At 40.6% G+C, this 15672-nt stretch carries 11 protein-coding genes; 7 read left to right on the top strand and 4 right to left on the bottom strand.

Annotated features, from left to right (window positions below):
- Positions 1 to 89: 89 nt before the first annotated feature.
- A complete protein-coding gene (locus tag ODU34_RS03150; RefSeq protein ID WP_169050999.1) occupies positions 90 to 2066 on the top strand; it encodes a heparinase II/III family protein in 1977 nt (658 codons plus the stop codon).
- Between the two features lie 94 nt (positions 2067 to 2160).
- Positions 2161 to 3162, top strand: a complete 1002-nt coding sequence (locus tag ODU34_RS03155; RefSeq protein ID WP_105178648.1) for a LacI family DNA-binding transcriptional regulator — start codon at positions 2161 to 2163, stop codon at positions 3160 to 3162.
- A 437-nt stretch (positions 3163 to 3599) separates the two neighbouring features.
- On the opposite strand, the gene nrdF is transcribed toward ODU34_RS03155, so the two are convergent.
- The 3 genes from nrdF to nrdH form a co-directional block, all read right to left on the bottom strand.
- Complete coding sequence (nrdF, locus tag ODU34_RS03160) at positions 3600 to 4559, bottom strand: class 1b ribonucleoside-diphosphate reductase subunit beta (RefSeq protein ID WP_002936057.1); 960 nt, start codon at positions 4557 to 4559, stop codon at positions 3600 to 3602.
- A gap of 305 nt (positions 4560 to 4864) precedes the next feature.
- Positions 4865 to 7024, bottom strand: coding sequence for a class 1b ribonucleoside-diphosphate reductase subunit alpha (gene nrdE, locus ODU34_RS03165; protein ID WP_024384832.1), 2160 nt, complete (start codon positions 7022 to 7024; stop codon positions 4865 to 4867).
- Positions 7025 to 7056: 32 nt separating this feature from the next.
- Positions 7057 to 7275 (bottom strand): glutaredoxin-like protein NrdH, encoded by a 219-nt coding sequence (gene nrdH / locus ODU34_RS03170; protein WP_004299071.1) that lies wholly within the window; start codon positions 7273 to 7275, stop codon positions 7057 to 7059.
- A gap of 386 nt (positions 7276 to 7661) precedes the next feature.
- Here nrdH and acnA point away from each other — a divergent pair, with 386 nt between their 5' ends.
- The 5 genes from acnA to ptsP all read left to right on the top strand — a co-directional run bounded on the left by acnA (position 7662) and on the right by ptsP (position 14787).
- The gene (gene acnA / locus ODU34_RS03175) at positions 7662 to 10331 is read left to right on the top strand and encodes an aconitate hydratase AcnA (protein ID WP_105178649.1); all 2670 of its coding nucleotides are present in this window, start codon (positions 7662 to 7664) and stop codon (positions 10329 to 10331) included.
- Positions 10328 to 11446, top strand: a complete 1119-nt coding sequence (locus ODU34_RS03180; protein WP_029171369.1) for a citrate synthase — start codon at positions 10328 to 10330, stop codon at positions 11444 to 11446. The genes acnA and ODU34_RS03180 overlap by 4 nt, the downstream gene beginning before the upstream one ends.
- Before the next feature lie 2 nt (positions 11447 to 11448).
- Positions 11449 to 12630: an NADP-dependent isocitrate dehydrogenase gene (icd, locus tag ODU34_RS03185; RefSeq protein ID WP_105178650.1), complete on the top strand. Its 1182-nt coding sequence runs from the start codon at positions 11449 to 11451 to the stop codon at positions 12628 to 12630.
- 155 nt (positions 12631 to 12785) lie between these two features.
- A complete protein-coding gene (locus ODU34_RS03190) occupies positions 12786 to 13049 on the top strand; it encodes a phosphocarrier protein HPr (RefSeq protein ID WP_002936050.1) in 264 nt (87 codons plus the stop codon).
- Between the two features lie 4 nt (positions 13050 to 13053).
- A complete protein-coding gene (gene ptsP / locus ODU34_RS03195) occupies positions 13054 to 14787 on the top strand; it encodes a phosphoenolpyruvate--protein phosphotransferase (RefSeq protein WP_014637790.1) in 1734 nt (577 codons plus the stop codon).
- A 157-nt stretch (positions 14788 to 14944) separates the two neighbouring features.
- Here ptsP and ODU34_RS03200 read toward each other — a convergent pair.
- Positions 14945 to 15672, bottom strand: a 728-nt coding sequence (locus tag ODU34_RS03200) for a transposase (RefSeq protein ID WP_398578323.1), incomplete at its 5' end; no start/stop codon positions are given.

The raw sequence follows: 15672 nt of genomic DNA on the forward strand, positions 1-15672 counted from the left end.
GCTGAGATTTGTTTTGGAACTCCTATCTCCAACCTTTAACAGTCCACTGAACTGTTAAAGCCGAACAATCACTGCGCTGAGATGTTGATATGAACTTTGAGGAGTGGATCTGGGCTTTGCCCAGCCTCTCTTCTTTTGGAGAAGCAATAGAGAAAGGACTTGTTATGCAAACAATATTCGAAAAAATAGTAGCTAATCAGTCAGCAGAGTCGGTCAAAACCTATATTCTCAATCAACAAGATGCAGCTTATAAAGAGCTTCTCCTTTCCTGTCAAAATTTATTAAATGATATTTTTATCTTTGAAGACAATTGGGATATGGAACCTTGTTCAGTCGGGTATCATCTTGCTCCTCTTGACTGGACAGCCGACTGCCATGGGGATGAGGAATGGACCTTTATGCTCAATCGGCAGGAATACTTGTGGAAATTAGTTTTGGCCTATCTGGTTGAAAAAGATTCGCACTACATGGAGCAGGTTAAACGGTTTATCTTTAGTTGGATAGAACAAGTGACAGATTGGTATCCTAAAAGAACGAGCAGTCGCACCTTAGATACAGCTATCCGTTGTTTAAGCTGGCTCAATATTCTCCCATTTTTAATTGATTGGGGCGGACTAAGTGAAGCTGAGCGTAGCCAACTGTTAGTATCCATTCAAAAACAATTATTTTATCTTCACAGTCATTACCGTGCCAAAGATACGTTGAGTAATTGGGGAATTTTCCAGACTGGCGCAATGCTCTTGGCCCATGCTTATATCGGCGATCAGGTGGATTTAGTAGAGCTTCACCATTTTGCTCGTCAGGAAATCGAAGAGCAAATTCAAACTCAGATATTGGAAGATGGAACTCAGTTTGAGCAGTCTTTTCTCTACCATGTGGAAGTTTATAAACTCTTGCTAAGACTAGCTTTCTGCTTGCCAGATTATCGAAAACAGTGGACACCTATTTTGAAAAAGATGGCAGACTATGTCTTACAGATGACGGGACCAGATGGTAAAAGTGTGGCTCTTGGCGATAGCGATGTTCATTGTACTTCTGACATCTTACAGATGACTGCGATTTTCTTTGAAGATGGCACCTACCTAGTAGATAATTCCAAGCTAGATTTAGGCGTTCTCTTCTTGGTCGGAGAAAATGGCTTGCGCATATTTGAACACTTGACCGCTCAACCCAGCTCGTCAGGGGGACAACATTTTTCTGAATCAGGTCACAGTATTGTCAAAGAAGTGGACAGCTATTTATGTTTCAAGGCCGGTCCCATGGGAAGTGCCCACAGTCATTCTGACCAAAACAGCTTGTGCTTTTACCACAAAGGACAACCGATAATCATCGACAGCGGTCGTTTCAGCTACCGTGAATGCGAGGAGCGCTACTTGCTTAAAAGTGCTTGGGCTCACAGCACTTGTATCCTTGATGACAACGCTCCAGAGCAGATAAAGGGTTCATGGGAATATGACACGTATCCTCAGTTTATTAGTCACAGTTATAAGGTTTTTGAACGCTGTCATTGGATGCAGGGCATTTATCAGGCTCAGACCAGCCAAGGCTTGCCTTACTGGCATAAACGACAGCTCCTTATGGTTGGAGGCGATTTATTGCTGATAGTGGATAGCGTTGATTGCTCAGGCCAGCATGAGTTGACCAGTCAATTGATTTTAGATGAAAGGGTCAAGATTGGAGAAGAGCAGTTAAATGATCTTCGGCTATATAGCCAAAAGGATTTTGAAATCCAGAAAACCGTGCGTTCTCCCCGATACAACCAACTAGTAGAGACCAATAAACTGGTCAAAAAAGAGAGTTTTCGAGATCGATTAGTTACATTTACTCTATTAGCAGATGAAGCAATTCGTGTCAAGCAATTGCCAGTTTACCAAACAGACTATCATTTGATAGAAAGTGGTTTGGCTTTTAGCTGTCAAGGAAAGGGAATGAATATTCTGTTAGTGGTTTCTGATAATGATATATACAAGGGAGAGAAATTACTTCAAGTGGCTGGTTATAAGTTGAGAGGTAAGTGCTTAGTAGTGGATAGGGATAAGAGACAAGTTGTCCGACTCAAAAATTAGAAGGGACAGAAAAATACAGTCATTTCTGTGCGAAATAACTGATAAAGTACGGATAGTATGATAGAATAAAGTAACTAAAGGAGGTATCGGTAAGGTGTCAGAGAAGTTTACCATCAAAGATATTGCAGAACTGGCTCAGACTTCAAAAACAACAATTTCCTTTTACTTAAATGGTAAATATGAAAAGATGTCCAAAGAGACACGCGAAAGAATTGAGAGAGTCATTCGCGAAACAGACTATAAACCCAGCGTTGTCGCGCGGAGCCTAAATTCAAAAAATACTAAGTTGATTGGAGTATTGATTGGAGATATTACAAATACATTTTCCAATCAAATTGTCAAAGGTATAGAAGAAGAAGCGCATAAGAGTGGCTATCAAGTTATCATCGGAAACAGCAATTACAATCAAGAAAGCGAAGATAAGTATATTGAGAGCATGCTGATGTTGGGTGTAGATGGTTTTATTATTCAGCCGACATCGCATTTTAGAAAATATTCGCGCATTATTGAGGATAAGAAAAAGCATATGGTTTTCTTTGACAGTCAACTTTACGAACATCGTACCAGTTGGATTAAGACAAATAATTACGATGCTGTCTATGATGCAACTCAACTATGTGTAGAAAATGGCTATCAAAAATTTATTCTTATTACAGCTGACATTAGTCGCTTAAGTACACGGATTGAACGAGCTACAGGGTTTATGGATGCTTTGTTAGATTGTAAACAAAGTTATCAAGATTTAACAATTGCAGATGAAAATACGGACATAGAGGAAATTAAACGTTTTCTTCAAGGGGTGGTAAATCCTCAGGAAAAGACCCTAGTGTTCGTTCCGAATTGCTGGGCGTTACCTTTAGTTTTTAATGCTATGAAAGAACTTAAATATGACTTTCCTCAGGTTGGTCTTTTGGGGTTTGACAATACTGAATGGACAAATTTTTCATCCCCTACGATCTCTACCATTGTTCAACCCGCCTTTGAAGAAGGGTGTCAAGCAACAAGGATGCTGATCAATCAGATTGAGGGTGGAAACCAAGTGGAACGACAGCAGGTTTTAGATTGTACAGTTCATTGGAAAGAATCTACATTCTAAGTTAAGTTAAATTTTACTTCTTAGGAAGAGGAGCAGAACGAAGTAGAATATTCTGATTGAGAGCTCACTGAAACCCTCCTTGAATCGCCTAATATATACAAAAAAATAGGAATTTTCCCTTAACTGGTGGGAGAATTCCTATTTTTATGCCAATCTTATCAAGATTGCATATTAATATTATATATATGATTTTAAACTCAACAGATTTCTATAGTCTTTTAGTACTAGGCAACGAGCTGCAGACAGCTTGTACAGTCGAGTGACTGTGCAAGGTTGGAGATAGCACTTGCGGAGCAAGTCACCCCTGCAGAGTACGGCAAAGCGAGTTCAAACCCTCCGGTGGAGTGTTTGAAGTTGGAAATCCACGCTCGTCGAAGTAATTAAAGAGAAACAAAATGACTATAAAACGGAAAAATAGAAATGATATTTTTCCAGATCTACAACCCATATAAATAATCATCATCTGTCATAGCTTCCACTTCACCAAGAAGATAGCCGTTACCAACTTGGGAGAAGAAGTCGTGGTTAGATGTACCGGTTGAGATACCGTTCATGATGATTGGGTTGACATCATCTGCTGAATCTGGGAAGAGTGGATCCTGTCCCAAGTTCATGAGGGCTTTGTTGGCATTGTAACGAAGGAAAGTCAAGACTTCCTCAGTCCAGCCAACTGCATCATAGAGAGAGCGTGTGTAGCCTTCTTCGTTTTCATAAAGTTGGTAGAGCAAGTCGTACATCCAGTCGCGGAGTTTGTCCTGTTCTTCCTCGGACAATTCATTGAAACCAAGTTGGAACTTGTAACCGATGTAGGTACCGTGAACTGACTCGTCACGGATGATCAGCTTGATGATTTCCGCAACGTTGGCCAATTTGTTGTTACCAAGGTAGTAGAGTGGCGTGAAGAAACCAGAGTAGAAGAGGAAGGTTTCTAGGAAAACGCTGGCTACTTTCTTTTCAAGTGGTGTACCTGTTTCGTAGATTTCGTTGATAATCTTTGCCTTGCGTTGCAAGTATTCGTTGCTGTTGGTCCATTCAAAGATGTCTTCAATCTCAGACTTGGTGTTCAAGGTTGAGAAGATAGAAGAGTAAGACTTGGCATGGACTGACTCCATGAATTGGATGTTGTTGTAAACAGCTTCTTCGTGCGGTGTACGAATATCGTTGCGAAGAGCTTGGACACCTGTTTCAGATTGAAGGGTATCCAAGAGGGTCAAACCGCCAAAGACCTTACCAACCAGGTCTTTTTCTTCAGCAGTAAGTTTACGCCAGTCATCCAAGTCGTTTGATAATGGGATACGTGTATCGAGCCAGAATTGCTCGGTCAACTTTTCCCAAGTTGACTTGTCAATAACATCCTCAATGGCGTTCCAGTTTATAGCTTTGTAGTAGGTTTCCATCATATTCTCTTTCTTTTTCTTATACTTCAAATATTATATCACAAATAGATAGTAGCCTGTAAAAAAATCCCCTAAAAGGGATTTTTAATCGAGCGCTCATTAGTTGCTTCACATCATGAACGACAGTGTCGTAAGGTAGTCAGTACCGTTCATTCATTTGATGCTTTAGCATCAATGTCTTACGACACGTAGAAACTGAAGACGATATTTCTTCAGTTTCGGAGTTAGTGAGGTAGCTAGCTAATCCGCTTATAGCGGTTAGCGTAGATTAGCTAGTTGATTTATCAACAGCTAATCTTGCTACGTTAAATCACACAACTTTCACATTGATTTGCGCCGACTTCTTCGCCGTCATCGGTAAAGGTACGGATGTAGTAGATAGATTTGATACCTTTGTTGAAGGCGTAGTTACGAAGGATAGAGAGGTCACGTGTAGTTTGTTTGTTCTCTTTTTTCCATTCATAGAGTTCTTTTGGAAGTTCGCTGCGAAGGAAAAGAGTGAGTGACAAACCTTGGTCGACGTGTTCTGTTGCAGCAGCATAGACATCAATGACCTTACGCATATCCATATCGTAGGCAGACTTGTAGAATGGAATAGTTTCTGTTGCCAAGCCAGCTGCTGGATAGTAGATTTTACCGATTTTCTTCTCTTGGCGTTCTTCAATCCGTTGTGTGATTGGATGAATAGAAGCAGAGACATCGTTGATGTAGCTGATAGATCCATTTGGAGCAACAGCTAGTCGGTTTTGGTGGTAAAGACCATCTGCCATGACTTTCTCACGTAGGTCAGCCCAATCTTGTCCGCTTGGAATGAAAATCCCTTCAAAGAGTTCTTTGACACGCTCGGATTGTGGTTGGTAGTCACCAGTCACGTATTTATCGAAATAAGTGCCGTCTGCGTATTTTGATTTGTCAAAATTATGGAAGGTTGCCTTGCGTTCGCGGGCAATGTTATTTGATTCTACCAAGGTCCAGTAGTTGAGGAGCATGAAGTAGATGTTGGTAAATTCTACGGCAGTTTTTGATCCGTAATCAATCAAGTTCTGTGCCAAGTAAGAATGAAGTCCCATGGCACCAAGACCGATAGAATGCGCCTGACTGTTTCCTGCTTCAATAGATGGTACAGCTGAAATGTGTGAATGATCTGTGACATAGGTCAAAGCGCGTGTCATTGTACGAACAGAGCGACCAAAATCAGGTGACTTCATTAGGTTGACGATATTGGTTGAACCGAGGTTACATGAAACGTCAGTACCCATGGTCAAGTATTCTTGAGAATCGTTTAGAATGCTTGGTGTTTGAACTTGAAGGATTTCTGAACAGAGGTTTGACATGATAATCTTGCCGTCAACAGGGTTGCTACGGTTAGCTGTATCGATGTTGATAACGTATGGATAGCCAGACTCTTGTTGGAGTTTGGAAATTTCTGTTTCCAAGTCACGTGCCTTGATTTTTGTCTTACGAATGCGAGGGTTTGCCACCAATTCATCGTATTTTTCTGTGATGTCAAGGTAGCTATAAGGGACACCGTATTCCAATTCAACTGAGTATGGGCTGAAGAGGTACATATCTTCGTTTTTACGTGCCAATTCGTAGAATTTATCAGGAACGGTGATACCGAGTGATAAGGTCTTCACACGAACTTTCTCATCGGCATTTTCTTTCTTAGTCGAAAGGAAGGAAATAATATCTGGGTGGAAAACATCCAGATACACTACCCCAGCCCCTTGGCGTTGCCCAAGCTGGTTAGAATAGGAGAAGCTGTCTTCGAAGAGTTTCATAACAGGAACAACCCCAGAAGCCGCCCCCTCATAGCCCTTGATTGGAGCACCTGCCTCACGCAAGTTGCTGAGGGAAATACCAACACCACCACCGATACGGGACAATTGCAGAGCAGAGTTGATAGAACGTCCGATCGAGTTCATATCGTCAGTGACTTGGATGAGGAAACATGATACCAACTCACCACGACGGGCACGACCTGCGTTGAGGAAAGAAGGTGTTGCTGGCTGGTAACGAAGGTGAATCATTTCGTTAGCCAAGTTCAAGGCCAACTCTTCATTTCCTTCTGCAAAATACAAGGCATTGAAGAGAACGCGATCTTCCATACTTTCCAAGTAATAGGCTCCATCATTTGTTTTGAGGGCATACTGATTGTAGAACTTGTAGGCAGCCATGAATGACTTGAAGCGGAAATTTTGGTCTTTCAAGAATTGATCAATTTTGATGATAAATTCTGGACTGTATTGGTCCAAAAACTCTTTTTCAAGGTAATTTTCTTCTAATAGATAAGCAATCTTGTCTAAAATACTATCAAATTGCTTGGTATTTGGGAGGACGTTTTCTTTAAAGAAGGCCTTAACCGCTTCTTGGTCCTTGTGGAGTGGGATTTGCCCATTAACAGGACGGTTGATTTCGTTATTTAAACGGAAGTAGGACACATCGCCTAGCTCTTTTAAACTCATAGTCGCAATCTCTTTCTATAAACAGTAGGGAATTAAACCAAGGCTTTTAGTTTTCCTGGTTGAAAACCTGAGAAAACATCATTTTCAGTTTCGATAACAGGTGCAGCTGAGAAACCGAGACCTTTTACGTGATCGATAAATTCAGGCTGTTCATCTAGATTGATTTCTTTATAATCTACACTATGTTGGTCCAAGAATTTCTTGGTCATTTTACACTGTACACAATCATTTTTTGAATAGATCGTTACCATTCAATTTCTCCTTTGTCCATGAGGGATTAATAAAAAATCCCAATTTTGTTACCAATCTAGGATACAAGATTTTAAGGTTAAAGTCAAGAAGGAAGTTTATTTAAAATCACAAAATATAGTGCATAATATTTTTATAAAACACCATATATTGTACCTTTGCTCATTGTCGCTAAGTCGAAAAATAGCGTTTACATAGCTGTTTCTATTTAGTTTGATAACCCTAACAATCTCTCAGTAAAATATAGATTAGCTTTTCTGCAAATGTCATAATATTTTGAAGGAAACATACGGTGTTACAAAATATAACATTTATAGTTATACATGTATTGAATATATATTACATTTTGTACTATACTATTCAATAATGCTGAAAGAGGTTATCAAATATGGAAAAATTACATAGAAAAAGCTTGTTTCATAAAGGGAAAGAATATTCATATTATGCATTGGATTCGATTTCAACGGAAGAAAAAGTGGATATTCATTCACTTCCCTATACTATTCGTATTTTATTAGAAAGTCTTTTAAGAAAAGAAGATGGCGTAGACGTTACAAAAAATCACATAATGGAGTTGCTTCATTATCAGGCGGCATCTCCTAAAGGAGAAATCCCCTTTAAACCTAGTCGTGTTATTTTGCAAGATTTTACAGGTGTTCCTGTTGTGGTAGATTTAGCCTCCATGCGTGATGCGGTGGTGAAAGCAGGTGGAACCCCTGAATTGATTAACCCAGAAATTCCAGTGGATTTAGTCATCGACCACTCTGTTCAAGTTGATTTTTTTGGGACTGAAGATGCTCTGGAGAAAAATATTGCCTTAGAGTTCGAAAGAAATAATGAACGCTATGAATTTCTGAAATGGGCAGAGAATTCCTTTGAAAATTATCGTGCTGTGCCTCCAGCGACAGGAATTATCCATCAGGTAAACATTGAATTTCTAAGCGATGTTATTATCAACAAGGATGGCTTGCTTTATCCAGATTCTATGTTTGGTACAGACAGTCATACGACCATGATTAATGGTATTGGTGTACTTGGTTGGGGTGTGGGTGGTATTGAGGCGGAAGCTGCAATGTTGGGTGAAGCATCTTATTTTCCTATCCCTGAGGTGATTGGTGTTCGCCTAGCAGGGCAATTGCCTAAGGTTGCTACTGCAACGGATTTGGCTCTTAAGGTCACTCAACTTCTACGTCAGGAAAATGTAGTTGGGAAGTTTGTCGAGTTCTTTGGACCAGGTTTATCTTCTCTCACATTAGCGGATCGAGCAACTGTTTCCAATATGGCTCCAGAATACGGTGCGACTTGTGGCTATTTCCCGATTGATGGAGAAACTTTACATTATATGAGATTGACCAACCGTTCGGAGGAGCACGTGGAGTTGACAGAAGCCTATGCTAAGGCTAATTATTTATTCTATGATGCTGAACGTTTTCCGTCTTATAGCAAGGTTTTAGAATTGGATTTATCGACAGTAGTTCCATCTATTTCTGGTCCTAAAAGACCACAAGATTTGATAGAACTAACAGATGCAAAAGCGGAGTTTCAGGCTAGTTTAATACGTGAAGTAGGTGTGCGTGGATTTGGTTTGGAGGAAGCAGAGTTAGATAAAACAGCCACGGTTAAGTATGTTGAAGGAGAGGAGCAAATTCAAACAGGTCATGTTGCTATTGCGGCGATTACCTCATGTACAAATACATCCAATCCGTATGTCCTTTTGGCGGCAGGATTACTGGCAAAAAATGCGGTAGAAAAAGGTTTGGCGGTTTCTAAGACGGTCAAGACGTCATTGGCACCAGGCTCAAAAGTAGTGACTGGCTATTTGAAAAAATCAGGTTTGCAGACCTACCTAGATGCCTTAGGGTTCAATTTGGTTGGTTATGGTTGTACAACTTGTATCGGTAACTCAGGTGATCTGCGTCCTGAAGTAGCAGAGGCGATTAAGGAAGAAGATTTATTGGTCTCTGCGGTATTATCTGGAAATCGTAACTTTGAAGGACGGATTAATCCATTGGTAAAAGCTAATTTCTTAGCGAGCCCACCGCTTGTTGTTGCCTATGCTATTGCGGGAAATATGAATGTAGATTTAACAAGGGAACCGCTGGGGTATGATGAGAAGCAACAAGCTGTCTACCTTGCGGACATTATGCCAAGTCGTGAGGAGGTAGATGACTACATTGAGCGTTATGTGACTCGTGACCTTTATAAGGAAGAATACCAACAGGTATTTACAGATAGTCAGGCTTGGAATGCGATTGAAACAAAGACAGATAAGAATTACAATTGGAATTCCTCTTCTACCTATATTCAAAATCCGCCCTATTTTGACAATATGCAGGCAGATTTATCCATAAAACCACTGGAAAATTTATCTGTTTTGGCTAAATTTGGCGATTCTGTAACGACAGATCATATTTCCCCGGCAGGGAATATTACACGATTGAGTCCAGCCGCTCGTTATCTCGAAGAGAATGGCATTGTTTATAAGGATTTTAATTCTTATGGAAGTCGTCGTGGAAATCACGAAGTCATGATGCGTGGGACTTTTGCAAATATTCGTATAAAGAATGAGCTGGCAGATGGAAAAATTGGTGGTTGGACAAGAGTTGGCGATGAGATTCTTCCAATCTATGATGCGGCTATGAGATATAAGGAAGCTGGTGTCGGTAGTATTGTTATTGCTGGTAAAGACTATGGGATGGGGTCAAGCCGTGATTGGGCAGCCAAGGGTTCAAGTTTACTTGGTGTGAAGGCTGTTCTTGCTGAGTCATTTGAGCGGATTCACCGTTCAAATTTAGTGATGATGGGTGTTCTTCCTTTACAATTTTTAGAAGGTCAGTCGGCAGAAAGTCTTGGCTTGACTGGACACGAAAGCTATACAATCGACTTGCCAGAAGATGTCGGTGTTGGTCAAATTGTAACAGTCCATGCGCAAACAGACGATGTTACAAAGGAGTTTCAAGCTCTGGTGCGGTTTGATGCGGAGGCGGATATTCGTTATTATCGCCACGGAGGTATTTTACCTATGGTAGTAAGAAAGAAACTAGGAGGAAAGGTATGACAGAAACGAATGGGTTAAAAGATGCGATTGCCTGTGATACGCGAATCAGTGCAATTGAAAATGACCGCTTGTCCTATGCAGGATATGACATTGCTGAATTGATGGAGAATAACGCTTCTTTTGAGGAAGTCATCTATCTTCTGTGGAACCTGCATTTGCCAACTCAGATTGAATTAAATTATTTTGAGAAAAGCCTGCGAAAAGAATATGCGATTTCAGATGCGGTAGAGCAATGTATTCTGATTCAATCGCGGCGACATTTGCATCCTATGAGCGTATTGCGTTCGACAGTATCTCTCCTTGGAGTATATAATGTACACGCTGAGGAGAATTCGTTAGAAGCTTTGTATGAACAATCTATTCAGATTATGGCCAAGGTTCCGACGATTATTGCAACATTTGCTCGTTTGAGACGCGGATTGGTTCCAATCGAACCGCGGGCTGATCTTGGTTTTGCGGCGAATTTTCTTTATATGCTGAACGGTGAGGAGCCGAGTGATTTGCAAATCAAAGCGTTTAACAAAGCTTTGGTGCTTCATGCTGATCATGAGTTGAATGCGTCTACTTTTGCTGCGCGTGTCACGGCATCAACGTTAACGGATTTATATTCTTGTGTCACCACGGCAATTGGGACTCTGAAAGGCTCATTGCATGGTGGTGCAAATGAACGAGTGTTTGACATGTTGCTGGCTATCCGTGAGAGTGGTGATACCGAGAGATATTTGCAGAAGAAGCTGGATTCGAAGGAAAAAATTATGGGATTTGGTCATCGAGTCTATAAAACGGTTGATCCTCGTCAAGAGTATTTGAAGGAGATGGCGCGTGATTTGACATTCGGAACAGACGACGAGGCGTTTTATAGATTGTCAGAGGAAGTAGAGAGTTTTATTAAAAACAAAAAAGGTTTAATTCCAAACGTAGATTTTTATTCGGCGACAGTTTACCATGTGCTAGGTATTGATAGTGATATTTTTACATTGATTTTTGCAATGAGCCGTATGGCGGGGTGGATTGCACATGTCCAGGAACAACGGAAAAATAATAAATTGATTCGTCCGCGCTCTTCCTACTTAGGTGGTAGGAATTTGGTTTACATCCCGATTGGAAAGAGGTAAATATGGCAGAAAAAATCCTGATGAGAGAGGGACGGTTAATTGTCCCAGATTGTCCCGTTATTCCTTATATTGAAGGAGATGGTATTGGCAGGGATATTTGGTCAGTCAGTCAAAAAGTTATTGATGCTGCAGTGAAAAAAGCCTATGCAGGTCAACGTTCTATTCAGTGGAGGGAGGTTTTTGCAGGAGAAAAGGCTTATGAATTAACGGGAACTTCTTTGCCGAATGAGACATTGTCAATAATCCGTGAGTATTTAGTTGCAATCAAAGGTCCCTTGGGGACGCCGATTGGGAAAGGTCATCGTTCTCTTAATGTTGCACTTCGTCAAGAATTAGATTTGTATGCCTGTGTGCGCCCGATTCGCTATTTTAAGGGGGTGCCAAGTCCGCTGAAAGAGCCTGAAAAGACAGATATTACTATTTTTCGTGAAAATACAGAAGATATTTATGCAGGTATTGAATGGGAGGCTGGTTCAGATGAAGTTGCCAAAGTCATTTCCTTTCTGCAAGAAGAAATGGGAGTGGTAAATATTCGTTTTCCAGAATCTTCAAGTATTGGTATCAAACCGATTTCGGAAGAAGGGAGTAAACGCCTCATTCGCTCTGCAATAGAATATGCCTTAGAACATCAACTGAAGATAGTGACCTTAGTTCATAAGGGAAATATTCAAAAGTTTACAGAAGGTGGTTTCCGCAAGTGGGGTTATGAATTGGCAAAAGAAGAATTTGCTACAGAACTTGCAGAGGGGACTTTGGTAGTAAATGACATTATTGCGGATAACTTTCTGCAGCAGATTTTATTGGCGCCGGAAAACTTCCAAGTGGTTGCTCTTACAAATCTAAATGGAGATTATGCATCAGATGCTCTTGCGGCACAGGTCGGAGGAATAGGGATCTCACCAGGTGCTAACATTAATTATCAGACAGGTTATGCTATCTTTGAAGCGACACATGGAACTGCTCCTGATATTGCAGGAAAGGATCTGGCTAATCCATGTTCTCTCTTGCTTTCAGCTTGTATGATGTTGGAATATATAGGCTGGAAAGAAGCAGCTACTTTAATTATTCAGGCCTTGGAAGACGCTTTTATAAATAAAAATGTTACGCTTGATTTTGCTAAAATTTTGGACGTTGCTCATCTATCTACCAGTCAATTTTCAGAAGTTCTACTAGATTCTATTTAATGAAGAAAAAGTAAAATGAACCTCTCTTTTTATGACGGAAACATGAAAGAAAGGTAAAAAAATCTTGAAAATGATTTCAAAAAGTGGTATAATGTCCTTTGTAAGGGTTATCACAAATAACTCACAATTTTGTAAAAATAAAGGAGAATCCAAATATGGCTTCAAAAGACTTCCACATTGTGGCAGAAACAGGTATCCACGCACGTCCAGCAACTTTGCTTGTGCAAACAGCTAGTAAATTTGCTTCAGACATCACTTTGAACTACAAAGAAAAGTCTGTTAACCTTAAATCTATCATGGGTGTTATGAGTCTTGGTGTTGGTCAAGGCGCTGACGTAACAATCTCTGCTGAAGGTGCTGATGCTGACGACGCAATCGCAGCTATCACTGAAACAATGGAAAAAGAAGGATTGGCATAAGAATATGACAGAAATGCTTAAAGGAATCGCAGCATCAGATGGTGTTGCTGTTGCTAAGGCATATCTACTCGTTCAGCCAGATTTGTCCTTCGAAACTGTTACAGTTGAAGATACAAATGCAGAGGAAGCTCGTTTGGATGCTGCTCTAGAAGCATCTCAAAACGAGCTTTCTGTTATTCGTGAGAACGCAGTAGCTAGCCTAGGTGAAGAGGCCGCAGCCGTATTTGATGCACACTTGATGGTTCTTGCTGACCCAGAAATGATTGGTCAGATTAAGGAAACAATTCGTGCGAAGAAAACAAATGCTGAGACTGGTTTGAAAGAAGTTACGGATATGTTTATCGCTATCTTTGAAGGTATGGAAGATAACCCATACATGCAAGAGCGTGCCGCAGATATTCGTGACGTAGCAAAACGTGTATTGGCACACTTGCTTGGTGTTCGCTTGCCAAACCCAGCAACTATCGACGAAGAGTCAATCGTTATCGCGCATGACTTGACACCTTCAGATACAGCGCAATTAAACAAACAGTTTGTAAAAGCTTTTGTAACGAACATTGGTGGTCGTACAAGTCACTCAGCTATCATGGCTCGTACACTTGAAATTGCTGCTGTTTTGGGTACAAATAACATTACTGAAATCGTTAAAGACGGTGATGTATTGGCTGTTAACGGTATCACAGGTGATGTAGTGATTAACCCTTCTGAAGAAGTGATTGCAGAATTTAAAGCAGCTGGTGAAGCCTATGCTAAACAAAAAGCTGAATGGGCTCTTTTGAAAGATGCTCAAACAGTTACAGCTGACGGCAAACACTTTGAATTGGCAGCAAACATCGGTACACCAAAAGACGTTGAAGGTGTAAATGATAACGGTGCAGAAGCTGTTGGTCTTTACCGTACAGAATTCTTGTACATGGACTCACAAGACTTCCCAACAGAAGACGAGCAATACGAAGCTTACAAGGCTGTTCTTGAAGGTATGAACGGCAAGCCTGTTGTGGTTCGTACAATGGATATTGGTGGGGATAAGGAGCTTCCTTACTTCGACCTTCCACACGAAATGAACCCATTCCTTGGTTTCCGTGCCCTTCGTATCTCTATCTCTGAGACTGGTAACCAAATGTTCCGTACTCAGTTGCGTGCCCTTCTCCGTTCATCTGTACATGGTAAACTTCGTATCATGTTCCCAATGGTTGCCTTGTTGACTGAATTCCGTGCAGCAAAAGCAATCCTTGATGAAGAAAAAGCAAACTTGTTGGCTGAAGGTGTAGCAGTTGCAGATGATATCCAAGTTGGTATCATGATTGAAATCCCTGCAGCAGCAATGCTTGCAGACCAATTTGCAAAAGAAGTTGACTTCTTCTCAATTGGTACAAACGACCTCATCCAGTACACTATGGCAGCAGACCGTATGAACGAACAAGTTTCATACCTCTACCAACCATACAACCCATCAATCCTTCGCTTGATCAACAACGTTATCAAGGCTGCACATGCAGAAGGCAAATGGGCTGGTATGTGTGGTGAGATGGCTGGTGATCAACAAGCTGTTCCACTTCTTGTCGGAATGGGCTTGGATGAGTTCTCTATGAGTGCAACATCTGTACTTCGTACACGTAGCCTTATGAAGAAACTTGATACAGCTAAGATGGAAGAATATGCTCACCGTGCCTTGACAGAATGTGCAACGGCAGAAGAAGTTCTTGAACTTCAAAAAGAGTATGTTGATTTTGATTAATCATTGAAAAAAAGCAGGGAATTGAATCAATGTCATTAAGTTAAGCATTTAAGCAGCTAAAGAAACTATTCCCGTCTGAGCAGTTCATGACAAAACGGGAATAGTTTTTGTATTTAGGGCGCACAAAAAGGAAGTTTTTAACCCAATTTTTTAACTATTATGATATTCTATAAGTGAAGCTTACGGGAGCCTGGCTTTTTATCTTTCTTTGGAAGGTTCGATTGGGTCGAATAATGGATAAATGCTTAGCAATGTAGGTTTCTAATTGGAAGGAAGTGAGTTCAGCTCTAAGAAATTTTCGACAGGCATAAACAGCGTCTGAAAAACAAATTTTATAAGTCTGTTTTAACTTTGATGTTTTAATGGTAACGTGTGAGGTTAGCCATTTACAAACATTAAAGTTGATAAAGCGAGCGTAGATTTCTTGGAGAATCCCTTCCTTCTTTTTCGCGTGAAAATGAGTCAGACCGATACTATATTTTAGGTCACGAAAACTGGTCTCTATGCCCCATCTGTAGGCATAGAGATCTTTTAATTTTTCTGGAGAATAATCGGTGTTTGTCACCAAAGTTTCAAAGAAACCAGGCTTGATTTCGAGACGCACCATTCGGAAATGCAGCTCATAAAAGCTGGTCGGGGTGCTTTTTCGACTAGAACATGGCAGAAAGTCAAAGGAGGCATTATTAGGTAAAAAATGATACTGATTAGGGAAGTACCGATACAGGTGTTTCATCTCATTGGTTTGTTTGCGACAGATATTTAGGTCAAATGCCTCATCAAAACAAGGAGTATCAGGGAGATGAAAACTCTTTTTCATAGAATTATTTCCATCGCGAATACGAATAATATACGACCAATTTTTCTCCTGGCAATGCGCCATGACAT

Source organism: Streptococcus sp. 2018WUSS126, from assembly GCF_044427425.1.
Taxonomy (GTDB): Bacteria; Bacillota; Bacilli; order Lactobacillales; family Streptococcaceae; genus Streptococcus; species Streptococcus hashimotonensis.